23 protein-coding genes are annotated in these 24,298 nt (G+C 58.3%); 10 read left to right on the top strand and 13 right to left on the bottom strand.

All coding sequences use genetic code 11. The features are described from left to right. Position 1 precedes the first annotated feature (1 nt). The 3 genes from hypF to EoCCA6_RS06755 form a co-directional block, all read right to left on the bottom strand. Positions 2–2,218: a carbamoyltransferase HypF gene (gene hypF, locus EoCCA6_RS06745; protein WP_152082016.1), complete on the bottom strand. Its 2,217-nt coding sequence runs from the start codon at positions 2,216–2,218 to the stop codon at positions 2–4. 6 nt (positions 2,219–2,224) lie between these two features. Beyond that, positions 2,225–2,770, bottom strand: coding sequence for an electron transport protein HydN (gene hydN, locus EoCCA6_RS06750; protein WP_152082017.1), 546 nt, complete (start codon positions 2,768–2,770; stop codon positions 2,225–2,227). A gap of 133 nt (positions 2,771–2,903) precedes the next feature. Next, positions 2,904–3,917: a LacI family DNA-binding transcriptional regulator gene (locus EoCCA6_RS06755; protein ID WP_152082018.1), complete on the bottom strand. Its 1,014-nt coding sequence runs from the start codon at positions 3,915–3,917 to the stop codon at positions 2,904–2,906. A gap of 213 nt (positions 3,918–4,130) precedes the next feature. Between EoCCA6_RS06755 and ascF the strand changes: the two genes are divergently transcribed. Both ascF and EoCCA6_RS06765 read left to right on the top strand, forming a co-directional pair. Next, complete coding sequence (ascF, locus tag EoCCA6_RS06760) at positions 4,131–5,582, top strand: PTS cellobiose/arbutin/salicin transporter subunit IIBC (protein WP_152082019.1); 1,452 nt, start codon at positions 4,131–4,133, stop codon at positions 5,580–5,582. An 18-nt stretch (positions 5,583–5,600) separates the two neighbouring features. Continuing rightward, a complete protein-coding gene (locus tag EoCCA6_RS06765; protein ID WP_152082020.1) occupies positions 5,601–7,025 on the top strand; it encodes a 6-phospho-beta-glucosidase in 1,425 nt (474 codons plus the stop codon). 81 nt (positions 7,026–7,106) lie between these two features. On the opposite strand, the gene hycI is transcribed toward EoCCA6_RS06765, so the two are convergent. The 9 genes from hycI to hycA form a co-directional block, all read right to left on the bottom strand. Then, positions 7,107–7,562, bottom strand: a complete 456-nt coding sequence (gene hycI, locus EoCCA6_RS06770) for a hydrogenase maturation peptidase HycI (RefSeq protein WP_152082021.1) — start codon at positions 7,560–7,562, stop codon at positions 7,107–7,109. Next, a complete protein-coding gene (locus EoCCA6_RS06775; RefSeq protein ID WP_152082022.1) occupies positions 7,555–7,965 on the bottom strand; it encodes a formate hydrogenlyase maturation HycH family protein in 411 nt (136 codons plus the stop codon). The genes hycI and EoCCA6_RS06775 overlap by 8 nt, the downstream gene beginning before the upstream one ends. Continuing rightward, positions 7,962–8,729: an NADH-quinone oxidoreductase subunit B family protein gene (locus EoCCA6_RS06780; protein ID WP_152082023.1), complete on the bottom strand. Its 768-nt coding sequence runs from the start codon at positions 8,727–8,729 to the stop codon at positions 7,962–7,964. Before EoCCA6_RS06780 ends, EoCCA6_RS06775 begins: the two co-directional genes overlap by 4 nt. Next, on the bottom strand, positions 8,729–9,271 hold the full coding sequence (locus EoCCA6_RS06785; protein WP_152082024.1) for a formate hydrogenlyase complex iron-sulfur subunit: 543 nt from the start codon (positions 9,269–9,271) through the stop codon (positions 8,729–8,731). The genes EoCCA6_RS06780 and EoCCA6_RS06785 overlap by 1 nt, the downstream gene beginning before the upstream one ends. A gap of 9 nt (positions 9,272–9,280) precedes the next feature. Beyond that, entirely contained in the window at positions 9,281–10,990 is a 1,710-nt protein-coding gene (hycE, locus tag EoCCA6_RS06790; protein WP_152082025.1) for a formate hydrogenlyase subunit HycE, read from the bottom strand. Between the two features lie 15 nt (positions 10,991–11,005). Next, positions 11,006–11,929 carry a respiratory chain complex I subunit 1 family protein gene (locus EoCCA6_RS06795; RefSeq protein WP_152082026.1) on the bottom strand — a complete coding sequence of 308 codons (924 nt, stop codon included), beginning with the start codon at positions 11,927–11,929 and terminating at the stop codon, positions 11,006–11,008. A gap of 1 nt (position 11,930) precedes the next feature. Continuing rightward, positions 11,931–13,745: a formate hydrogenlyase subunit 3 gene (hycC, locus tag EoCCA6_RS06800; protein ID WP_152082027.1), complete on the bottom strand. Its 1,815-nt coding sequence runs from the start codon at positions 13,743–13,745 to the stop codon at positions 11,931–11,933. Then, positions 13,742–14,350 carry a 4Fe-4S dicluster domain-containing protein gene (locus EoCCA6_RS06805; RefSeq protein ID WP_152082028.1) on the bottom strand — a complete coding sequence of 203 codons (609 nt, stop codon included), beginning with the start codon at positions 14,348–14,350 and terminating at the stop codon, positions 13,742–13,744. Before EoCCA6_RS06805 ends, hycC begins: the two co-directional genes overlap by 4 nt. Positions 14,351–14,420: 70 nt before the next feature. After that, positions 14,421–14,885, bottom strand: coding sequence for a formate hydrogenlyase regulator HycA (gene hycA, locus EoCCA6_RS06810; RefSeq protein WP_152082029.1), 465 nt, complete (start codon positions 14,883–14,885; stop codon positions 14,421–14,423). A gap of 211 nt (positions 14,886–15,096) precedes the next feature. Here hycA and hypA point away from each other — a divergent pair, with 211 nt between their 5' ends. From hypA to flhA, 6 genes are all read left to right on the top strand, one after another. Then, a complete protein-coding gene (gene hypA / locus EoCCA6_RS06815; RefSeq protein WP_152082030.1) occupies positions 15,097–15,447 on the top strand; it encodes a hydrogenase maturation nickel metallochaperone HypA in 351 nt (116 codons plus the stop codon). 3 nt (positions 15,448–15,450) lie between these two features. After that, the gene (hypB, locus tag EoCCA6_RS06820) at positions 15,451–16,314 is read left to right on the top strand and encodes a hydrogenase nickel incorporation protein HypB (RefSeq protein ID WP_152082031.1); all 864 of its coding nucleotides are present in this window, start codon (positions 15,451–15,453) and stop codon (positions 16,312–16,314) included. Continuing rightward, a complete protein-coding gene (locus EoCCA6_RS06825; protein ID WP_152082032.1) occupies positions 16,305–16,577 on the top strand; it encodes a HypC/HybG/HupF family hydrogenase formation chaperone in 273 nt (90 codons plus the stop codon). The genes hypB and EoCCA6_RS06825 overlap by 10 nt, the downstream gene beginning before the upstream one ends. Before the next feature lie 3 nt (positions 16,578–16,580). After that, positions 16,581–17,702: a hydrogenase formation protein HypD gene (hypD, locus tag EoCCA6_RS06830; protein ID WP_152082033.1), complete on the top strand. Its 1,122-nt coding sequence runs from the start codon at positions 16,581–16,583 to the stop codon at positions 17,700–17,702. Next, positions 17,699–18,709: a hydrogenase expression/formation protein HypE gene (gene hypE / locus EoCCA6_RS06835; RefSeq protein ID WP_152082034.1), complete on the top strand. Its 1,011-nt coding sequence runs from the start codon at positions 17,699–17,701 to the stop codon at positions 18,707–18,709. Before hypD ends, hypE begins: the two co-directional genes overlap by 4 nt. Before the next feature lie 63 nt (positions 18,710–18,772). Next, positions 18,773–20,845, top strand: coding sequence for a formate hydrogenlyase transcriptional activator FlhA (gene flhA / locus EoCCA6_RS06840; RefSeq protein WP_152082035.1), 2,073 nt, complete (start codon positions 18,773–18,775; stop codon positions 20,843–20,845). A gap of 18 nt (positions 20,846–20,863) precedes the next feature. On the opposite strand, the gene EoCCA6_RS06845 is transcribed toward flhA, so the two are convergent. Further along, entirely contained in the window at positions 20,864–21,208 is a 345-nt protein-coding gene (locus tag EoCCA6_RS06845) for a nitrous oxide-stimulated promoter family protein (RefSeq protein ID WP_152082036.1), read from the bottom strand. A gap of 159 nt (positions 21,209–21,367) precedes the next feature. On the opposite strand from EoCCA6_RS06845, the gene EoCCA6_RS06850 reads away from it, so the two are divergent. Both EoCCA6_RS06850 and mutS read left to right on the top strand, forming a co-directional pair. Then, positions 21,368–21,598 carry a SymE family type I addiction module toxin gene (locus EoCCA6_RS06850; protein WP_152082037.1) on the top strand — a complete coding sequence of 77 codons (231 nt, stop codon included), beginning with the start codon at positions 21,368–21,370 and terminating at the stop codon, positions 21,596–21,598. 113 nt (positions 21,599–21,711) lie between these two features. Then, positions 21,712–24,273, top strand: coding sequence for a DNA mismatch repair protein MutS (gene mutS, locus EoCCA6_RS06855; protein ID WP_152082038.1), 2,562 nt, complete (start codon positions 21,712–21,714; stop codon positions 24,271–24,273). Positions 24,274–24,298 lie beyond the last annotated feature (25 nt).

Below are 24,298 nucleotides of genomic sequence, written 5' to 3' on the forward strand. Positions count from 1 at the left end.
TTTAAGTCCTTTGTGAACATGACCGGGCAGCGGCAACCACCGCCTGCCCGAAGGAAATCGCCCCGTCACCCGCAGGCAGATGATGAGGAAAAAGAAGCGTAAAGTCAGAGAGGTAATGGCGCAGGCGCGTGCGCAGCAGGCGGTTATGTAACACGCCACCGCTGAAGCAGATTGTCGACAGCGATAAGCGTCGGGCATGGCGCGCAGCGAGGTCCGCCAGCCCTTTTGCCAGCGCATCATGAAACGCCCATGCGCGCTCGCAGGGGTCCGCCTGCCAGCCCAGCCACTGTTGCCAGAAAAGCGCAAGATTATCCACCGACAGCGTGACGGGGTGTTTTACGCCTGCGCATGTTGCTGCCAGCGCTTCCAGCCTGCACGCCGCTTCGCCTTCATAGGTTTGTGTTTCAATGCCCAATGCACAGGCCACCGCGTCGAAAAGGCGACCACAGGACGAGGCCAGTTGCGCATTTACACCACGAGAAATCGCCGTCGCCAGCAGCGGCCAGTTTTGCCGCTGAACAACGTGCGTTTCCGGATACTGCTGCCAGCCAGGCACAAACGCCAGGCAGTGGGCGAGAAGATTACGCCACGGCTGCCTGGCCGCCAGATCGCCACCCGGTAGCGCCACGGCAGGCAGCCCGCCCAGATGTTCGCACTCAAGATAATTCACCCGCAGACACTCGCCGCCCCACAGCGCGCCGTTTTCGCCCATGCCGATCCCATCCAGCGTTAACGCGATAACATCCCCGCCGTCGAGCGGCCAGCCGTTTTCTGCCAGGCACGCGGCTGCGTGAGCGTGGTGATGCAGTACGGTTTCGACAGGCAACGCCTGCGTTTCCGCCCACTGGCGAGCGCGGTATCCCGGATGAGCATCGCACACGACGCGCTCTGCCTGAAAAGCATAGATCTGCTGCATGACCGACAGCGCTGAGCGCCACTGCGCGTCAACGCCTTCGTCACTGAGATCGCCGAAGTGCTGGCTCAGCACCGCCTGGTTCCCGCGCACCAGGCAGAAGGTGTTTTTCATCTCTGCGCCAGTGCATAACATAGCGGGGATATTGCTAAAACCGGCGGGTAACGTGATGGCATCCGGCACGAAACCTCGCGCACGACGCAGGATCGCACCGTCATCATCCATCACCGAATCATCCATCCGCTGCAGGATGTCGCGGTTGTGCAGCAGAAAGCCGTCAGCGATCTCCGAAAGTTCTTCCAGCGCCTGCTGATTACCAATGGCGGGCGGGCGACCGCTGAGATTGCCGGAGGTCATCACCAGCGGGTGTGGGCAATCCATCATCAACAGATGTTGCAGCGGGTTCGCAGGCAGCATGACACCAATGCAGCCCAGACCTGGCGCAATCGCCTCAGGAAACGCAGGCAGACACGTTTTTGGCGTAAGCACAATGGGAGCAGCGGGAGCGTGTAACAGCGTCTGAACCGACGCCGGCAGGTTATCCGCCTGCGGGATCATCACCGCCAGCGGCTTCGCCGGGCGCTGTTTACGTGACCGCAGTTTTGCTACTGCCTCTGGGTTGAGCGCATCGCAGGCGAGGTGAAAACCGCCCAATCCTTTGACCGCCACAATACCGCCGTCTTTTAACATCGCGACCGCCGCGCTCAGCGCCTGTTCACGCGTGGCACGTTTATCTCCCGAACGCCATTCAAGCTCCGGACCGCAGTCCGGGCAGGCAACCGGCTGCGCGTGAAAGCGCCGGTCGGCAGGGTTGCGGTACTCCGTTTCACAGGGCACACAGAGCGGGAACGGGGCCATTGCCGTGGCCGGGCGGTCATAGGGCATTGCGCGGATAATGGTAAAACGCGGGCCGCAGTGGGTGCAGTTGATAAACGGATAGCGATAACGGCGCTCGCGAGGATCGCGCATCTCTGCCAGGCATGCGGGGCAGGTGGCGGCATCCGGCACAATTTGCGTGTCCATCGCCCCACTCGCGCTGTGACGGATGGTGAATTCGTCTGGCAGCGTTGCCCAGTTAAAAGGCTGAGAGTCTATTTCATCAATACGCGCCAGCGGTGGGCAGCCCTGGCGCAGCCTTGTGATAAAGGCCCCACCCTTACCCGCGAGGCGTACCAGCACGCCTTCTCCATCGTTACAGACATCGCCCGCTAGCTGAAGCTGATGCGCCAGCTGCCAGACGAAGGGCCGAAATCCGACGCCCTGCACTTTGCCGCGCACCCGCAACTGTATGCCGTTACTGCCCATCGCGGCTTAAAACAGCAGTGACGACGAGGTGTCGAACGCCGCGCGACGGCGTTTTTCGGCGCTCATCTGCTCAAGTTTATCGCGATCCACGCAGACCAGCGCGTGTGTCGGACAGGCTTCCATGCAGGCCGGTCCGGCTTCACGATGGTAGCAGAGGTCGCATTTGTTGGCTTCGGCCTTCTCCGCGCGCACGCTCAGCCCGAGACCGCTGTTGCGCACGACCGGGCGAACAACCACCTCCATCGCACCGTACGGGCAGGCCACCACACAGGTTTTGCAGCCAATGCAGCGCTCCTGCATCACATGCACAAACCCTTTTTCACGTTTAATCGCCCCGTTTGGGCAGACATTCGCGCACGGCGCATCTTCGCACTGGCGGCAAATCGCTGCTGTCGAAATGTTCACACCCTTAATCACGTGAATGCGCGGCAGGAAAGTGTCCGGGGTCAGGGAGGCGCAATCCTGCTCCGCCTGATGAGATACAACACATGCGACTTCACAGGTCCGGCAACCAATACACTTACTGGCATCGGCCATCATAAAACGGTTCATCTGCTTCTCCAGCATAACAGTCATGCGCGGAGCTATTCATAAACCGTGCCAGTTTTTAACATGTTGATTTATTGAGATTAAAAAGAAGAGGCCGTGCTGTCATCGTCAGAAGTGACGATGACAGCTGTCGACGTCAGCAGTGCGGGCCTGCGATAACAGAATCGCGCAGGATCAGCTCGCCGGAGAACGTTTGTTGATATTTAAACTCACCGCCGTCGAGCATGAAGATCAGGCGACTGATGGTCTCTTTGATCATCTCCGTCACCGGAATACGAACGCTGGAAAGAGACGGCACGATGTACGGCGCTATGGCCACATCGTCGAAGCCAATCACCGACACCGCGTCTGGGGTGGCAACCCCGCTGTCGTGAAGTTGTTTCATGGCACCGATCGCCATATCGTCGTTGCTCGCGACCAGCGCCGTAAAGGTTTCACCGCGGGATAGCAGCTCAGAAACCGCCGCCGCACCGCTGGCCGGGTTCCACTTTCCTTCGGCGATCAGCGTTTCACGCAGCGGGATACGGTGCTGCGCCAGCGCGTCTTTATAGCCGGAGAGACGCTCAACCCCGGTGGGGGAATCCAGCGAACCGGTGATAAACGCGATGTCGCGGTGCCCTTTTTCGATCAGTTGCGACACCGCCTCCCGGCAGGAGGCTTTATGATCCGACCAGACGCTGTGGCTGCTGTTTTTCCGCAGGCGGCGGTTGAGAACCATAATCGGCTGTTCGCATTTCTCAACGATATCGTCCATCTCCTCCACGCTCAGGAAGCGCGGGTAGATGATCACCGCATCGCAGCGCATATCGAGCAGGTACTGGATCGCCTCGCGCTCTTCATCGGCGCTGTGCTTGCCGTCCGCCAGGATCAGCTGCCGCCCCTTCTCTTCCGTCATTCGCGCGGCGTGGAACAGCAGTTCGCTAAAATAAACGCCGTGATAGAGGGTGTTGGTCACTACCAGCCCCAGCGTCTGGGTACGTTTCGTTGCCAGGTTTCGCGCCAGCAAATTCGGGCGATAACCGCTCTCTTCGATGGCCTGAAACACCCGATCTTTGGTCTCCTGGCTGACGTAGCCATTCCCCGACAGTACCCTTGAAACCGTCGCTTTCGAAACGCCTGCCCGTTTCGCCACTTCCAGCATCGTGGTCATGTTGTTATTCCCTTTGAAACTGATGGGCGCAGTGTACTGCACCACAGAATAATTGTCGCAGCGGCGATATCACGCTTTGAGTCACTCAAAGTGATCATCATCACGAAACAAAAAAATGCATAAAAAGCGATCTTGTTTCATTCAATGAAACTCATGATGATTATGTGGAACCGGTTTCCTACATTTCTCACAACGATAACAGGATCACATCCGATGGCCAAAAATTATGCCGCGCTGGCGAACGACGTTGTTAGCGCGCTTGGCGGCAAAGACAACATCGTCGCCGTCACTCACTGCATGACGCGTCTGCGTTTCGTCCTGAAAGACGAAAGCCTCACCGATGCCGCGCGTCTGAAAAGTATCAACGGTGTGCTCGGCGTGGTGCGCAGCGACAACCAGTGCCAGGTGATCATTGGCAACACCGTTTCTCAGGCGTACCGCGAAGTGGTGAGCCTGCTGCCAACCGACCTGCAGCCTGCCGTGCCGGAAGGCCCAAAAAAAATGACGCTTAAACGCATGGGTGCCGGGATACTTGATGCGCTGATCGGCACCATGTCCCCGCTGATCCCGGCGATCATCGGTGGCTCGATGGTCAAGCTGCTGGCGATGATCCTTGAGATGACTGGTGTGCTGGAAAAAGGCGCGCCGACGCTCACCATTCTGACGGTGATCGGTGACGGCGCGTTCTTCTTCCTGCCGCTGATGGTGGCGGCTTCCGCGGCGGTGAAATTCAAAACCAACATGTCGCTGGCGATTGCCATTGCGGGCGTACTGGTGCATCCGAGCTTTATCGAGCTGATGGCGAAAGCGGCTCAGGGTGAACACGTAGAGTTCGCCTTAATTCCGGTAACGGCGGTGAAATACACCTACACGGTGATCCCGGCACTGGTGATGACCTGGTGCCTGTCTTACATCGAACGCTGGGTCGATCGCATCACGCCAGCCGTAACCAAAAACTTCCTCAAACCGATGCTGATCGTGTTGATTGCCGCTCCGCTCGCCATCGTGCTGATTGGGCCGCTGGGCATCTGGATCGGTAGCGCCATCTCCGCACTGGTGTACACCATTCACGGCTATCTGGGCTGGCTCTCCGTGGCGATTATGGGCGCGCTGTGGCCGCTGCTGGTGATGACCGGTATGCACCGCGTGTTTACGCCGACTATCATTCAAACCATTGCCGAAACGGGCAAAGAAGGGATGGTGATGCCTTCAGAAATCGGCGCGAACCTGTCGCTCGGCGGCTCCTCGCTGGCGGTAGCGTGGAAAACCAAAAACCCGGAACTGCGCCAGACGGCGCTGGCGGCGGCAGCCTCTGCCATTATGGCGGGCATTTCTGAACCGGCCCTGTACGGCGTCGCGGTACGTCTGAAACGCCCGTTAATTGCGAGCCTGATCAGCGGCTTTATCTGCGGCGCGGTAGCCGGAATGGCAGGGCTTGCCAGCCACTCAATGGCGGCTCCGGGGCTGTTCACCAGCGTGCAGTTCTTCGACCCGGCCAACCCGATGACTATCGTCTGGGTGTTTGGCGTAATGGGCCTGGCGGTTGTGCTCTCGTTTGTTCTGACTCTGATATTAGGTTTTGAGGATATCCCGGTCGAAGACGAAGCTGAAAAAGCGCGTGCCCTGCAAACCGCACCGGTTCAGGCCAAAGCAGCACAAGCATAAATTGAAAGCGAGGTAAAAATGTCTGTTTTTCCACAAGGATTTTTATGGGGCGGCGCACTGGCCGCCAACCAGAGTGAAGGCGCATACCGCGAAGGCGGCAAGGGGCTGACCACGGTCGATATGATCCCCCACGGTGCCAACCGCCTGGCGGTGAAGGTCGGGAAGGAAAAACGGTTTTCGTTGCGTGACGACGAGTTTTACCCAAGCCACGAGGCGATTGATTTTTACCATCGCTACAAAGAAGACATCGCCCTGATGGCGGAGATGGGCTTTACCGTGTTCCGCACCTCGATTGCCTGGAGCCGACTCTACCCGAACGGCGACGAACCGCTGCCGAACAAAGAGGGTATCGCCTTCTACCGTGCGGTGTTTGAAGAGTGCAAAAAATATAACATCGAGCCGCTGGTGACGCTTTGCCACTTCGACGTGCCGATGCACCTGGTAACGGAGTACGGCTCCTGGCGCAACCGCAAAATGGTCGATTTCTTCGCCCGTTACGCCCGCACCTGCTTCGAAGAATTTAACGGGCTGGTGAAATACTGGCTGACCTTCAACGAAATCAACATCATGCTGCACAGCCCGTTCTCCGGCGCGGGGCTGGTGTTTGAGGAAGGTGAAAACGAAGATCAGGTGAAATACCAGGCCGCGCACCACGAGCTGGTGGCGAGCGCGCTGGCGACCAAAATCGCCCACGAGGTGAACCCGGAAAACCAGGTCGGCTGTATGCTGGCGGGCGGGAACTTCTACCCGTACTCCTGCAAACCGGAAGACGTGTGGATGGCGCTGGAGAAAGACCGCGAGAACCTGTTCTTTATCGACGTGCAGGCGCGCGGCAGCTACCCGGCTTACTCTGCCCGCGTGTTCCGCGAAAAAGGGGTGGTGATTGTTAAAGACCCTGGCGACGACGAGTTGCTGAAGAACACCGTCGATTTTGTCTCGTTCAGTTATTACGCCTCGCGCTGCGCCTCGGCGGACATGAACGCGGGCAACACCAGTGCGGCGAACATCGTGAAATCCTTACGTAACCCGCATATTCAGGTGAGCGAATGGGGCTGGGGCATTGATCCATTGGGCCTGCGCATCACCATGAACATGATGTACGACCGCTACCAGAAGCCGCTGTTCCTGGTGGAAAACGGGCTGGGCGCGAAGGACGTCATTGATGAAAACGGCGAGATCAACGACGACTACCGTATCAGCTACCTGCGCGAGCATATCCGCGCGATGGGCGATGCGATTGAAGACGGCGTACCGCTGATGGGCTACACCACCTGGGGCTGTATCGACCTGGTGGCGGCGTCAACGGGCGAGATGAGCAAGCGCTACGGGTTTGTGTACGTTGACCGGGACGACGCCGGTAACGGCACGCTGGACAGAAAGCGCAAGAAGTCGTTCTGGTGGTATAAGAAGGTGATTGCGAGTAACGGGGCGGATCTGGAGTAGCCTGTTTTGCCGGGTGGCGGCTTCGCCTTACCCGGCCTACGGTTTTGTAGGCCCGGTAAGCGCAGCGCCACCGGGCGCTGCTCAGAGCTGAGAAAAACCCCCTTCCCCAACCCACTCCGCAAGCCGTGAATAAACCTCCTCCACCGCCTCTTTTACCGGCGGCGTCATCGGATAATAAAACCCGACAATATCCGGTTGAATGCCCAAAAACAGCACCTGGCCCACGTCGCCCTTAATCTGATCGACAAGGTAGTTGAGCGGCATATTGTGGGTGGTCATCATAAACATTTCGGCGATGTCGTCCGGGTCAATCAGGCGGATCTCGCCGGGATTAAGCCCCATGTCGGTAGCATCCACGATTAACAGCCTGTCCGGACGCAGTTCGCGGATAGCGACCACGTCGTTTTCCGGCGCGCTGCCGCCGTCGATCACCTCCCAGTTACCCTGCGGGTTTGCGGCGCACATCTCCGCCAGCAGCGGGCCCGCGCCGTCGTCGCCCATCATGCTGTTGCCGACACACAGTAAAACGTCAGTCACGTAGTCTCCTCACCATCAGGTAGATGGCGCTCTCCTGATGAATATCGTGCAGCATACTGAGCAGCGTTTTGCTCCACGCCTGCTGCTCGGGGGTTTGCTTACTCAGTGCGGCATCAAACGCGTTGGCGAGCATCGCGATATGATTAGCGTCGATCACGATTTCGCCATACTTCGGCACGCCTTCCATTTTGCGCCGCGCCGTGCTGCCCTCCTCCAGCGTGGCGATCCACGCCAGATACGCCGGCCACGGGCAGGTTAACGCCGCCTCCAGGCAGTCGATCACCCCCAGGTGGTGGCCAATCGCCAGGCTGTAATAGACCACCTGCTGCGCCGCATCCGGCGTGGCATCGTTCTCATCAATAAATTTACGGCTCAGCTGACTGAACACCACCGTTTCACTCATCGGATACGCGCCTCATCCACAATGCTGTTCAGGTTCGCCACAATCTCATTCAGACGCGGATCGTTCTCCGCCTCCAGCCAGCGCGCCACCTGATGGTCGCCCTGGCTGAGCAGGCGCAGATAATCATCGGCAATCTGACGCCCGTAGCGGTAGCCCGCCAGCCTGCGCGCCGTGCGGTCAACCTTCACGCGCAGCGGCTGCACCATATCCGGGTGCAGGATCGCGGCGGGCTGATTATCAAGCTCGCCAGGTTCACGGGCGTGGATTTTCTGCTCCAGCAGACCGAGTGCCATCGCAAAGCCGTACAGCGTCGCAGCAGGCGTCGGCGGGCAGCCTGGAATGTAAACATCCACCGGCACGATTTTGTCGGTGCCGCCCCAGACGCAATACAGGTCGTGGAAGATGCCGCCGCTGTTGCCACAGGCACCGTAAGAGATACAGATTTTCGGGTCGGGGGCAGATTGCCAGGCGCGCAACGCAGGCGAGCGCATCGCGCGGGTGACGGCACCGGTAAACAGCAGAATGTCCGCATGGCGCGGGGACGGCACCACTTTGATGCCGAAGCGTTCGGCGTCAAACAACGGCGACAGCGTGGCGAAGATCTCAATCTCGCAGCCGTTGCAGCCGCCGCAGTCCACGCGATAAACGTAGGCCGAGCGTTTGATTTTTTTCAGCAGCGACGCCTTCATGCTGGCGATGGATTCATCCACCGTCATTGGCACCGGAATGCCGTTGTTGTCGCGTGGGCCGAGTAAATTTTCCATTAGCTGGCCTCTCTCATATGGCGGGTGATATCGATACGGTCAGACGGCAGCAGGAACTTCTGACGTTTGCATTCCGGGCAGGTTTCAAAACTTTCACGGTGATGCTCCGCACGCAGGTCGCCGTTGTGCTTCAGCAGGGCAATAGCGTAGTCGATCTCTTTTTGCACAGCGAACGGACGCCGGCAGATGCGGCAGTTGCAGAGTTCAAAACGCGACTGCTGGAGGAAGTCCTCTTTCTTCCACACCGCCAGCTCGTACTCCTGAGACAGGCGAATCGCAACCGTCGGGCAGACCTCCTCGCAGCGGCCGCAAAAAATGCAGCGCCCAAGGTTGAACTGCCAGGCCAGCTCGCCGGTTTTCAGGTCCGTTTCTACCGTCAGGGCGTTCGACGGGCAGGCATTGACGCAGGCCGCGCAGCCGATGCACTGCTGCGGGTTGTGCTCCGGCTTGCCGCGAAAGTTTTTATCGACCGGCATCGGCTCCAGCGGGTAGCGGCTGGTCTGCGTGCCGGTTTTGATCACTTTTTTGATAAAGGTAAACATGGCGAGTCCTTATTTCAGCGGCGAGTTTTTACGCTCGATGCTGTAGCGCTCAAGCTCTTTGTACGGCACCACCTGGCTTTTCTTTTTACGCACATCCACCACGGTCATGCGGTCGGTGCAGGAGTAGCACGGGTCGAGGCTGCCGATGATCAGCGGCGCGTCAGACACGGTGTTGCCGCGCAGCATATAGCGAAGGGTCGGCCAGTTGGCGTAGGTCGCCGCACGGCAGCGCCAGCGGTAGAGCTTCTGGTTGTCGCCGGTCATGCTCCAGTGGATGTCATCCCCGCGCGGCGCTTCGGCAAAGCCGAGGGCAAAGCGGTTTGGAATGTAGGTGAAGCCCTCCACCATCAGCGGGCCACCCGGCAGGTTATCGAGGCCAAAGTCGATCATGTTTAGCGCAGTGAATACCTCGTTGATACGTACTTTCAGGCGCGAGATCACGTCACAGCCCTGCTCGCTGTGTACCGTCATCGGCAGCAGGCCGTAGCCAACGAACGGGTGATCGGCGCGGGTGTCGCGGGCGTGACCACTGGCGCGCACCATCGGGCCAACGTTGCTGAAGTCGCGGGCGATTTCCGGGTCAAGACGGCCAATGCCGACGGTACGCTGCTCAATGTTTGGCGTACTGAGCAGCATGTCCACCAGCTCCTGCACGTCGCGGCGCATCTGCTGCGCCAGCTGACGGGTCTGGATCATGTCGTCTTTCAGCAGATCGCGGCGAATTCCGCCGATCAGGTTCAGGCCGTAGGTTTTACGCGCCCCGGTAAGGATCTCCGCCATTTTCATCGACGCTTCACGCACGCGGAAGAACTGCATAAATCCGGAGTCAAAACCGACGAAGTGGCAGGCCAGGCCGAGGTTGAGCAGGTGCGAATGCAGGCGCTCCACCTCCAGCAGAATGGCGCGGATCATCTGCGCGCGTTCCGGCACCACGATCCCCATGCCGTTTTCCACCGAGGTGGTGTAGGCGGTGCTGTGGGCGAAGCCGCAGATGCCGCACACGCGGTCAGAGAGGAACGTCACCTCGTTGTAGCCCATGCGGGTTTCCGCCAGCTTTTCCATCCCGCGATGGACATAGAACAGACGGTAGTCGGCGTCGATAATGTTTTCGCCGTCAACAAACAGGCGGAAGTGGCCCGGTTCGTCGGAGGTGACGTGTAGCGGACCGATCGGCACCACATTGTTCTTTTTGCTGCCGAGTTCGTTAATGAATTCGTAGGTTTCGCTGTCGGTGGTCGGAGCCGGACGCTGACGATAGTCCATGCTGTCTTTACGCAACGGATAGAGTTCATCCGGCCAGTCGTCCGGCAGCACCAGACGACGCTCGTCCGGCAGGCCCACCGGCACCAGGCCGTACATGTCACGCACTTCGCGCTCACCCCAGACGGCGGCGGGCACGCGTGGCGTGACGGACGGATACTCCGGCTTATTCGGGTCGACCTCCACGCGCACGGTGAGCCAGCACTTCTCGCCCTGCTCCATCGACATCACGTAGTAGACCGCATAGCTCCCGCACAGCTGGCGCTCGTCGTTACCAAACAGCACCGACAGCCAGCCGCCCTGCCGGTAGTAAAGAAACTCCACCACCTCCGGCAGATAGTTCACCTTCACGGTAATCGTGATCTGGTCTTTGGTTTGCCAGGACTCCTCCAGCACCACGCCGGGAAAAGCCTGATGCAACGCGGCGAGATACTGCTGACCTTTCTTTTCTTCAGACATAAAAACTCTCTTTAATCACGCCACCAGCAAGGAGACGAACGCTAAAAATGCAAAACCAAAACCGGCCCAGGTGATGCGTGACGTCGCGACAAAACGCAGGCGCGCCATGCTGTTTTCAAACAGGGCAATCACCAGCACGCCGATAAGCAGCTTGAGCGCAGCCGCCACCACCGCCAGCACCAGACCGCCCACGGAGAAGTGCGTCATCTGCCCCCACGGGAAGAAGACGCCGACAAACATCTGCAGCACCACCAGCTGTTTAAGGCTGATGCCCCACTTCAGCACCGCGAAGCCGTAGCCGCTGTATTCGGTGAGCGGCCCTTCCTGTAATTCCTGCTCGGCTTCCGCGAGGTCGAACGGCAGTTTGCCCATCTCGATAAAGGTGGCGAACGCGCAGGCACAGAGCGCCAGAACCAGAGGAATGGATCGAGCTACCGGCCAGTGGTAGACGGTATCGGCGATATTGCTGATGTGCGTTGAGCCTGCGACCTGCGCGGCGACCCACAGCCCCAGCAGCAGGATCGGCTCAACCAGCACCCCGAGCATCGCTTCGCGGCTGGCACCGATACCGGTAAACGGGCTACCGGTATCCAGGCCCGCAATCGCAAAGAAGAAGCGCGCGATAGCGAAGAGGTAGATAAGCGTAATCAGATCGCCAGGCGCGGGCAGCGGCGAGCCTACCGTCACCACCGGCAGCGCGGTGGCGATGGTCAGCATCACGCCGACCATCACAAACGGCGTCAGGCGGAAGACCCAGCCTGCCGCATCCGGCGCGACGCTCTGACGAGAGAGCAGCTTGAAGAGATCGCGGTACTCCTGGAGCACGCCGGGCCCGCGACGGTTGTGCAGCCGGGCGCGCGCCACGCGGCTCACTCCGGAAAGCAGCGGCGCAACGGCAAATAACACCAGCGCCTGAAGTATTGCCAGTAACAGACTCATGTCAGGCTCCTCGTGAAATCACAATCACCACCAGCACCGCCAGCTCGATCAGCGCCAGACGACGGAACAACACAGGCACGGCAGCGCTCCGCCAGCCGGGTACCCATCCCACCGGGTTAAGCCAGTGGCGCAGCTTCAGCACGGCAGTGAAGTTCTCTTTTACCGGCATGGCAAAACCGTGTGCGGTAATGACCATCGATTGTTCGTGCTCGTAACCGCAGGCCCACGCCGCGCCGCGCGAGCGGGAGGCGAGACGGTCGCGTTTGAAGAACAGCATCAGCACAAACGGCAGCAGCGGCGCGGCAATCAGCAGCAGTGCCATCATCGGCTGGGAGACGGTGGTGTTCGCCGTTTCAAGCGGCAGCGGAATAGCGTTCCCCAGCAGCGGCAGCAGCCACGGTGCGGCCACGCCGCCCGCGATGCAGCACAGCGCCAGCGCGACAACGCTTATCGCCATCAGCACCGGGGCGCAGCAGGCGTTTTCCGCCTCACGGGTGCGCGGTGAACCCAGGAAGGTGACGCCGTAGACTTTCGCCATACACATCACCGCCAGCGCGCCGGTGATCGCCAGGCCGACCGCCAGCAGCGGGCCGAGTAAACGCGCAACAAACACATCGCTCTGACCGAGCGCGAAGAAGGACTGGTATATCACCCACTCGCCCGCAAAGCCGTTCAGCGGCGGCAGCGCGGCCATTGCCATCAGCCCCACCAGCATCGCAAGTGAAATGACCGGCATCTTTTTGCCGATGCCGCCGAGCTTTTCAATATCGCGATGCCCGGTGCGGAACCAGACGCTGCCCGCCCCCAGGAACAGGGTGCTTTTGAAAAGGCTGTGGTTGATGAGGTGATAGAGACCCCCGATAAACCCGGCCGCCACCAGCGCAGGCTGGTTGAGCGCCAGCCCGGTAACGCCCGCGCCAATACCGAGCAGGATGATGCCGATGTTTTCCAGGGTGTGGTACGCCAGCAGGCGCTGGATGTTGTGTTCCATCAGGGCGTACAACCCGCCGACGAACGCAGTGATCATGCCTGCTACCAGCAGCGCCACACCCCACCACAGCGGCGGCTGACCGCCGGTCAGCGTAATGGTCAGGATGCCGAACAGACCGACTTTCATCACCACGGTGGAGAACAGCGCGGCGGCAGGTGCAGAGGCATTGGCGTGCGCCTGCGGTACCCAGCCGTGCAGCGGGATAATTCCGGCCAGCAGGCCAAAGCCCACCACGCCCAACAGCCAGACGTCACTCCCCAGCATTTGACCGTTGAGCGCGGCGAAATCGAGCGTGCCGAAACGCTGCCACACCCGCCAGCAGGCCAGCGCCAGCAGCAGCGTGCCAAGGCGACCAAGCGCAAACCACAGCTTGCCGGAGGCGCTACAGCCCGTCAGGAACACGCCGCACAGGGCCATAATTTCGGCCATCACCACCAGCGCGCCGAGGTTGCTGGCGATAACGCTACAGACCGCCGCCGCCATCAGCAGGTTAACCAGCAGGCCGTTAGCCTTAGTGTGTTGATGACGGTGCCAGTCAATATTGAACAGGCTGATAAACAGCCCGCACAGGCCAAACGTCACCAGCCAGATAGCGTTCAGCGGCGTGAGCTCAACGGTATGACGGATCAACGGAATCACCGCTTCTGCGGAGTGCCCACTGAGCAACACGACGGCTCCCGCCGCCAGCGTCATCAGGCTGCCGACCGCCCCGCCAATGCCGGCTATCCACCCGCTCAGGGTTTTATGGAAAGCGAAGATCAGCGACAGTACGGCGGCGGCGACAAAGTACGCGATCGCGCTGTTTATCATGGTTATCGCGTTCATTTTGCCCCCTCATTTAACGCCTGAAGCAGCGAAAGATCGCCGTAATCGGTATTGATCGTCAGCTCGCGCTTACGTTTGCTGGTGCGGGCGATGTCGCGAATATTGACCAGAATCAGCGCCTTGGTCGGGCAGGTGCGTACACAGGCCGGGCCCTGTTCGTCAAAGCTGCACAGGTCGCACTTCACCGCAACGGCGCGCACACCGGGGACCCAGTCCAGCAGCGAACTTATGCGTGCCGGAGCCGGTGGCGCAGGTGGCGCTTTCGGGGAATTGGCATTGGCCGGGATATGCAGCGGGCGGCTGCCGGAGAATTCAATCGCGCCAAACGGACAGGCAATGCCGCACAGCTTGCAACTGACGCACAGGCTTTCATTCAGTTGCACCGCGCCCTCGACACGGGTGATGGCATTCACAGGGCAGACCCCCGCACACGGCGCATCTTCACAGTGATGGCAAAGCTGCGGGGCAGACTCTTTTTCATTACGCATGACGCGCAGGCGCGGCATGGACTGCAGCCCGTGCAGGCGGTGCGTTTCCGAACACGCCGCCTCACAGGTTCGACAGCCAATACAGACCGTCGAGTCAGCAATTACAAAACGGTTCACCGGGCAATCCTCAGGTGATGGTCATTTTTGACGAAAAACTGTCTCATCGACACTTCTCGACACTCGGTAATCAGGCCACGTTCGCTGATGTTTTTCCGTCCATCAGCTGTTTCAGGTTGATCGGTAAATCATGCTCAACGGCGGCGTAGAGGCCGTTGTAAACCGGCGCGATCTTTTCCAGATAGTGCTCCAGCACCTGCTGGCGATCGCGGTTGCTGACGTGACCGTCCACCATGCCATCGGCCATGAGCTGCGCCTGCGCAATACACTGTTTTTCACCCTCTTTCGTCTCGACGTAATACTCAATGGTGTGGCTGTTGAAGCTGTCTGCGAGGGTGACAAAAATCGTGAAGTGACCAAAAAGCACAAAGCGCATATCGCCCTGCGCCGCACAGCTCATGGCGTGATGAAGACGGGCTTTCGACAGGGTGATCCCCTGGACCAGGGAGTTGCAGTAGAGGTGCCACTGCTCCTGTAACTGCTGATGACGCTGTGCGATGTAATCTGCTTTTTCGCTAATTTCCCAAATAGTCATAAAAGGTATCCGGTTAATGGAGATAGCGGCTGTTAAGCAGTTTCCATGCCAATTTTCAATTATTTGTTTTTAAATGATTTTATTCATCAAGATGCTGTCAACGCCGCGCTGTCGACGTGTCATTTCGACAGCGTTGACATCGTCACGCCTTAACAAAAATCAAGCTGGCACCGTTATTGCATTCAATGGCGCAATTCATTGAGGAGGCGTCATGCACGAAATCACCCTCTGCCAGCGGGCTCTGGAACTGATCGAGCAGCAGGCAGTGCAAAACCATGCGAAGCGCGTCACCGGCGTCTGGCTGAAGGTCGGGGCGTTTTCCTGCGTCGAGACCAGCGCTCTCACCTTCTGCTTTGAGCTGGTGTGTCGCGGCACGCTGGCGGAAGGCTGTGAGCTGCATATTGAAGCGCAGCAGGCTGAGTGCTGGTGCGGGCAGTGTCAGCAGTACGTCACCCTGCTGTCATCGAAGGTACAGCGCTGCCCGCAATGCCAGAGCACCGGGCTGCACATCGTGGCGGATGACGGCATGCAGATCCAACGCCTCGAAATCGAGAAGGAGTAACTTATGTGCAGTACCTGCGGTTGCGCTGAAGGCAACCTGTATATCGAAGGGGATGAACATCACCCGCATTCCGCGTTTCGCTCCGCGCCCTTTTCCCCCGCCCCACGCCCTGCGGCGGCGCTGACCGGCATCACCTTTACGCCTCAGCAATCCGCGGCAGGTGACCTGCATTATGGTCACGGCGCAGCGGGCACCCACGCACCGGGGATCAGCCAGCGCCAGATGCTGGAAGTCGAAATTAACGTGCTGGACAAAAACAACCAGCTTGCCGCCCGCAACCGCGCCCGCTTTGCCGCCCACAAACAGCTGGTGCTGAACCTGGTCTCCAGCCCTGGCTCCGGCAAAACCACGCTGCTCACGGAGACGCTCAAACGCCTGAACACGCGCACGCCTTGCGCGGTGATCGAAGGCGATCAGCAGACGGTAAACGATGCCGCGCGTATTCGCGCAACCGGCACGCCGGCGATTCAGGTCAACACCGGCAAAGGCTGCCATCTGGATGCGCAGATGATTGCCGATGCCGCGTCGCGCCTGCCGCTGGCGGATAACGGCATCCTGTTTATTGAAAATGTCGGCAACCTGGTTTGCCCGGCGAGTTTCGACCTGGGTGAGCGGCATAAAGTGGCGGTGCTTTCAGTAACCGAAGGCGAAGACAAGCCGCTGAAATACCCGCACATGTTTGCCGCCGCGTCATTGATGCTGCTGAACAAAGTCGACCTGCTGCCGTACCTGAACTTTGAAGTGGATAAATGCCTGGCATACGCCCGTGAAGTGAACCCGGAGATTGAGATCCTGCTGGTCTCCGCCACGCGCGGTGACGGCATGGACAGCTGGCTCAACTGGCTGGAGAACGAACGATGTGCATAGGCGTCCCCGGACACATTCACGCCATCGACGGGAATCAGGCCAGAGTGGACGTTTGCGGCGTACTGCGCGACGTCGATTTGACCCTGGTGGGAAGCGTTGATGAGAACGGAACGTCACGTCTCGGCCAGTGGGTACTGGTACATGTGGGTTTTGCCATGAGCGTAATTAATGAAGCGGAAGCCCGCGACACGCTCGACGCCCTGCAGAATATGTTCGACGTGGAGCCTGACGTCGGGGCGCTGCTGTACGGTGAGGAGCGATAACTCATGCGTTACGTTGATGAATACCGCGCACCTGAGCAGGTGATGCAGCTTATCGACCACCTGAAAACCCGCGCAGCGCTGTTGAGTTACACCGCTGAAAAACCGCTGCGGATCATGGAGGTATGCGGCGGACACACCCATGCCATCTTCAAATTTGGCCTCGACCAGTTACTGCCGGATAACATTGAGTTTATCCACGGCCCCGGCTGTCCGGTGTGCGTGTTGCCGATGGGCCGCATCGACAGCTGTATCGACATCGCCAGCCAGCCTGACGTCATCTTCTGTACCTTTGGTGATGCAATGCGTGTACCGGGAAGAAATGGCTCTCTTTTGCAGGCAAAAGCGCGCGGATCGGACGTTCGTATCGTTTACTCGCCGATGGATGCCCTGACGCTGGCGACAGAGAACCCGCCGCGTAAGGTGGTCTTTTTCGGCCTGGGTTTTGAAACCACTATGCCTGCTACGGCAATCACACTACAGCAGGCCAAAGCCCGCAACATCACAAACTTTTTCTTTTTCTGCCAGCATATTACGCTTATTCCCACGCTGCGCAGCCTGCTCGAAGAGCCAGATAACGGCATTGATGCGTTTCTGGCTCCGGGCCATGTCAGTATGGTTATCGGCACCGAAGCCTACGGTTTTATCGCTGAACAGTACGATCGCCCCTTAGTGGTCGCTGGTTTCGAACCTCTTGATCTACTGCAAGGCGTGACCATGCTGGTTGAGCAGAAAATAGCAGCCCTGAGTGCGGTGGAAAATCAGTACCGCCGCGTGGTGCCCGATACCGGGAATGTACTCGCGCAACAAGCCATCGCGGAGGTGTTTAGCGTCGAAGGCGACAGCGAATGGCGCGGGCTGGGGCTGATTGCTGAATCTGGTGTCCACCTGACGCCCGCGTATCACTCATTCGATGCCGAAGCGCATTTCCGCCCGCTGCCGCAACAGGTGTGTGACGATCCCCGAGCCCGCTGCGGCGAGGTGCTCACCGGCAAATGCAAACCCCATCAATGCCCGTTATTTGGCAACACCTGTAACCCGCAAACCGCATTTGGCGCGCTGATGGTCTCTTCCGAAGGGGCCTGCGCCGCGTGGTATCAGTATCGCAATCAGGAGTGTGAAGCATGAACACGGTGGAAATGGCGCACGGAAGCGGTGGACAGGCGATGCAGCAGTTGATCAGTCAGCTGTTTATGAACGCGTTTAATAACCCCTGGCTGGCCGAACAGGAGGACCAGGCGCGTATTGACCTCTCGACTCTCACGGCCCAGGGCGACAGGCTGGCGTTTTCCACCGACAGCTACGTGATTGACCCGCTCTTCTTTCCCGGTGGCGATATTGGCAAGCTGGCTATCTGCGGCACGGCAAACGATGTGGCCGTCAGCGGTGCGGTTCCGCGCTTCCTCTCCTGTGGATTCATTCTCGAAGAAGGGCTGCCAATGGAGACGCTCAACGCGGTGGTTACCAGCATGGCACACACCGCGCGCGAGGCGGGGATTGCTATCGTCACGGGCGATACCAAAGTGGTGCAGCGTGGTGCAGCCGACAAGCTGTTTATCAACACTGCCGGAATGGGTGCAATTCCTGCCGACATCCGCTGGAGCGCTCAACGGCTCAGCGTGGGCGATGTGTTGATTGTCAGCGGGACGCTGGGTTGCCACGGGGCGACCATCCTTAACCTGCGTGAAGGCTTAGGGCTGGACGGTGAATTACGCAGCGACTGTGCGGTACTCACGCCGCTTATTCAGACGCTGCGCACGATTCCGGGCGTGAAAGCCCTGCGTGATGCCACACGCGGCGGCGTGAATGCAGTCGTACATGAGTTTGCGGCAAGCAGTGGCTGCGGTATTGAACTGACCGAGCGCGCCTTGCCCGTTAAGCCAGCCGTGCGAGGGCTTTGCGAGCTATTAGGACTCGATCCGCTAAATTTTGCCAACGAAGGCAAGCTGGTGATCGGCGTGGAACGCCAGGCTGCGGAAGCGGTACTGGCTCAGCTGCGAGCGCACACGTCAGGAAAAGAGGCTGCCATCATTGGTGAAGTGGTTGAGCGCAAAGGGGTGCGCCTGACCGGGCTTTATGGCGTGAAACGCACGCTCGATCTGCCTCACGCAGAACCTTTACCCCGAATTTGCTAGAACCGCGCCAAAAGCGGTCAGCGCTGAATTTTTCTTTTTTGCCAGTTTCTATTGGAATGCAATATGCCGTATACACCGATGAGCGATCTTGGACAGCAGGGCCTGTTCGATATCACGCGCACACTTTTACAGCAGCCCGATCTCGGATCGCTGAGCGATGCCCTGACGCGCCTGGTCAGGCAATCTGCGCTGGCGGACAGCACCGCCATAGTGCTGTGGCATAGCGGAAATCATCGCGCGAGCTATTATTCAACGCGTGATAGCGGCAAAACCTTTGAGTATGAAGACGAAACGTACCTGGCGCACGGCCCGGTGCGTCGTATTCTCTCCCGCCCGGAAGCCCTGCATTGCAACTTTGATGAATTCCGGCAGGCCTGGCCGATGCTGGCACAGAGCAATTTATATCAACCGTTTGGGCACTACTGCATGCTGCCTCTGGCAGTAGAAGGGCATATTTTTGGCGGTTGCGAGTTTATTCGTCACACTCACCAGCCGTGGAGTGAGGCGGAGTATGAACGCCTGCACACCTTTACCCAGATTGTGGCCGTGGTGACAGAACAGATCCAAAACCGCGCCACCAACAATGTCAATTACGACCTGCTGAGCCGCGAGCGTGATAACTTCCGTATCCTGGTCGCCATCACCAACGCCGTGCTGTCGCAGCTTGATATGGATGAACTGGTTGGCGAAGTCTCGAAAGAGATCCATCACTATTTCAAAATCGATGCGATAAGCATCGCGCTCCGGAGCCATCGCAAGGGTAAGCTCAACATTTACTCCACGCACTATCTGGATGAAGCAAACCCTGCGCATGAGCAAAGTGAAGTGGATGAAGCGGGGACACTTTCAGAGCGGGTGTTTAAGAGCAAAGAGCTTCTGCTGCTCAATCTCAACGAGCAGGACCCGCTGGCACCTTATGAGAGAATGCTGTTTAACACCTGGGGCAACAAAATCCAAACCCTGTGCCTGCTGCCGCTGATGTCAGGTAATACCATGCTGGGCGTGCTGAAGCTGGCGCAGTGTGACGAAGGCGTATTCACCACCGCTAACCTGAAGCTGCTGCGCCAGATTGCAGAGCGGATCTCCATCGCGCTGGATAACGCGCTGGCCTATCAGGAGATCCATCGTCTGAAAGAGCGGCTGGTGGATGAGAACCTGGCGCTGACGGAGCAGCTCAACAATGTGGACAGCGAGTTCGGTGAAATCATTGGCCGTAGTGAAGCCATGTACAGCGTTCTCAAGCAGGTTGAGATGGTGGCGCAAAGCGACAGTACGGTGCTCATCCTGGGTGAAACCGGCACGGGTAAGGAGCTGATTGCCCGCGCCATCCATAATCTGAGTAACCGTAACAGCCGCCGCATGGTGAAAATGAACTGCGCCGCCATGCCTGCCGGTCTGCTGGAAAGCGATCTCTTCGGCCATGAACGCGGCGCGTTTACCGGTGCCAGCAGCCAGCGACTGGGGCGTTTTGAACTGGCGGATAAAAGCTCACTGTTCCTCGACGAAGTAGGCGATATGCCGCTGGAGCTGCAGCCGAAGCTGCTGCGCGTCTTGCAGGAACAAGAATTTGAACGTCTCGGCAGCAACAAACTGATTCAGACGGACGTGCGCTTAATTGCTGCAACCAACCGCGACCTGAAAAAAATGGTCGCTGACCGTGAGTTTCGAAGCGATCTCTATTACCGCCTGAATGTCTTTCCGATTTTTTTGCCTCCGCTGCGCGAGCGCCCGGAAGATATCCCGCTGCTGGTCAAAGCCTTTACCGCCAAAATTGCGCGCCGGATGGGGCGCAATATCAGCAGCATTCCCGCCGAAACGTTACGCACCCTCTCCTCTATGGAGTGGCCGGGCAACGTGAGGGAGCTTGAGAACGTTATTGAACGTGCGGTACTTCTGACGCGCGGCAGCGTGTTACAGCTGTCGCTGCCCGAAATCTCAATGCCGGAAGCGTTAACGACTGCGGCAGAAGTGGCGCAGGATGGCGAAGATGAATATCAGTTGATTATGCGCGTGCTGAAAGAGACCAATGGCGTGGTCGCGGGGCCAAAAGGGGCAGCCCAACGGCTGGGGCTTAAGCGCACCACACTGCTTTCGCGCATGAAACGTCTTGGGATTGATAAAGAGAGCCTGGTTTAACGGCCGATCTGATGGTCGTTATTTTTTCGGGCGATATTTTTCCGGCAGCTCCGGCACCGGGCGACGATCGTCAATCAGGTGGCGGATGGTCAAAATCGGATGATGCCATAACATACGCGGCCCAGCCCAGCGCATAACCTGTTTCATCTCTTCACGCTTAGCCGGCTGATAGCAGTGAACGGGACACTGTTTACAGGCTGGCTTATCCTCACCAAAGACACATTTATCCAGGCGTTTATCCGCATAGGCGTTAAGCGCCTGGTAATGTCCTTCTTCTGTAGAGGCCTGCGGGCACTGCTTTTCATACAGCGCGATCATTCTGGCGATCGTCTCTTTTTCTCGTGCGATGCGTTTACCGGGCATGATGAATTACCGAATAATAAGGTGCATTTATAATACCATTTAATCCTCAGGGTTTCAGTTGTTACATTCCATTTTCTGAAGACGCCTTCCAGTTTTAAGCCTGTTACGTTTCGTTTTTACTGGTATTTTATACAGGTAATTTGCTTACCCGGAGGCTGTATGCAAGAGATCGCTATCACTAAACCTTATCGTCATTTGAAAGTTGGCTACTTCAGAAAGCGCCATGAGGATCGTAAAACCAAAATCCCAAAACGCTACAGCGTCCATGCTGCTCTTAGCCTGAAAGGTGACTGGCTTGAAAAAGCCGGATTTACCACAAATTCGCAGGTACGGGTCGGTGTTGAGCATGGGAAAATCGTCATTGAATTAATGCAGGAAGGCACCTCGTAAAGTCGCGACATTTTTCTGCGCCGTGCCTTTTTTTCATGCGACAATAGAGGAAACCAACGGCCAGTGAGCCGCTCAAAAAATACTATTTTTAAAGAAATGGATATCATAACTCCATGACCACAATCGACAATTTTGACGCACATACCCCCATGATGCAGCAGTACCTGAAGCTGAAAGCGCAGCATCCGGAAATACTGCTGTTTTACCGTATGGGTGACTTCTACGAGCTCTTTTATGACGACGCGAAACGTGCGTCGCAGCTGCTTGACATCTCCCTGACGAAACGCGGCGCATCGGCTGGCGAACCTATTCCGATGGCTGGCATCCCGCATCACGCGGTAGAAAACTACCTTGCGAAGCTGGTCAATCAGGGAGAATCTGTCGCAATCTGCGAGCAGATTGGCGATCCGGCTACCTCGAAAGGTCCGGTCGAACGTAAAGTCGTGCGCATTGTGACGCCGGGGACCATCAGCGACGAAGCTCTGTTGCAGGAGCGCCAGGATAACCTGCTGGCCGCGCTGTGGCAGGACGGCAAAGGCTTTGGCTACGCAACGCTGGATATCAGCTCCGGGCGTTTTCGTCTGAGTGAACCGGCTGACCGTGAAACCATGGCGGCTGAATTACAGCGTACTAACCCAGCAGAGCTGCTTTACGCGGAAGATTTCGCAGAAATGGCCCTCATTGAAGGACGCCGCGGCCTGCGCCGCCGCCCTCTCTGGGAGTTCGAAATTGATACCGCGCGCCAGCAGTTGAATCTGCAGTTTGGCACGCGCGATCTGATTGGCTTTGGCGTGGAAAATGCCCCGCGCGGGTTGTGTGCAGCAGGCTGCCTGCTGCAGTATGTGAAAGACACACAGCGTACCGCCCTGCCGCACATCCGCTCTATCACGATGGAGCGCCAGCAGGACAGTATCATCATGGATGCTGCCACCCGCCGTAACCTGGAGATCACCCAGAACCTGGCGGGCGGCGTGGAAAATACACTCGCTTCTGTGCTCGACAGCACGGTCACGCCGATGGGCAGCCGCATGCTAAAACGCTGGTTGCACATGCCAATTCGCGATACCGATACGCTTACCTGCCGCCAGCAAACCATCGCCGCCTTACAGGATCGCTATAGCGAGTTACAGCCCGTGCTGCGCCAGGTGGGCGATCTCGAGCGAATCCTTGCACGTCTGGCACTGCGCACCGCGCGCCCACGCGATTTAGCGCGTATGCGTCATGCTTTTCAGCAGTTGCCGGAACTGCGTGCCCAGCTTGGTGATGTCGACAGCGCACCGGTGCAAAAACTGCGCGAAACGATGGGTGAGTTTACCGAACTGCGCGAGCTGCTGGAGCGCGCCATTATTGATGCCCCACCGGTCTTAGTACGCGATGGCGGCGTCATTGCTCCGGGCTATAACGAAGAGCTGGATGAATGGCGCGCGCTGGCAGACGGCGCAACGGACTACCTCGATAAGCTGGAGATCCGCGAGCGCGAGCGTCTGGGGCTGGATACCCTCAAGGTCGGCTATAACGCGGTACACGGTTACTACATTCAGATCAGCCGGGGGCAGAGCCATCTTGCCCCTATCCACTACGTTCGCCGCCAGACGCTGAAAAATGCCGAGCGCTATATTATTCCTGAACTGAAAGAGTACGAGGACAAGGTTCTCACCTCGAAAGGTAAAGCGCTGGCGCTGGAAAAACAGCTGTACGACGAACTGTTCGACATGCTCATGCCTCACCTCGCCGATCTGCAGCTCAGCGCCGCTGCACTGGCTGAACTGGACGTACTGGTGAACCTGGCTGAACGTGCAGAGACACTCAACTATACCTGCCCGACCTTTACTGACAAACCCGGCATTCGCATTACCGAAGGCCGTCACCCGGTAGTAGAGCAGGTACTGAACGAGCCGTTCATCGCCAACCCACTGAGCCTCTCGCCACAGAGACGAATGCTGATCATTACCGGCCCGAACATGGGCGGTAAAAGTACCTATATGCGCCAGACTGCCCTCATCGCGCTTCTTGCGTATATCGGCAGCTACGTTCCGGCACAAAAAGTTGAGATCGGCCCAATTGACCGTATCTTTACCCGCGTGGGCGCGGCGGACGATCTGGCCAGCGGACGTTCGACCTTTATGGTGGAGATGACCGAAACCGCTAACATCCTGCACAACGCGACAGAGCACAGCCTGGTACTGATGGATGAAGTGGGACGTGGCACCTCGACCTACGATGGCCTGTCGCTGGCATGGGCTTGCGCCGAAAGCCTGGCAAACAAAATTAAGGCCATGACGCTGTTCGCCACTCACTACTTCGAGCTGACGCAATTGCCGGAGAAAATGGAAGGTGTGGCAAACGTCCACCTTGATGCGCTGGAGCATGGGGATACCATTGCCTTTATGCACACAGTGCAGGACGGCGCGGCGAGCAAGAGCTATGGCCTGGCCGTTGCGGCACTGGCGGGCGTACCGAAAGAGGTGATCAAGCGTGCGCGTCAGAAGCTGCGCGAGCTGGAGAGTCTTTCTCCAAACGCTGCAGCCACGCAGATTGATGGCACGCAGATGTCATTGCTGGCCCCCGCGGAAGAGACCTCACCTGCAGTGGAAGCGCTGGAAAATCTTGACCCGGATTCTCTGACACCGCGTCAGGCACTGGAGTGGATTTATCGGCTGAAGAGCCTGGTTTAAGACACCGGAAAAGAAAAAGGCCCGT

It is taken from the genome of Enterobacter oligotrophicus (genome assembly GCF_009176645.1).
Taxonomy (GTDB): Bacteria; Pseudomonadota; Gammaproteobacteria; order Enterobacterales; family Enterobacteriaceae; genus Enterobacter; species Enterobacter oligotrophicus.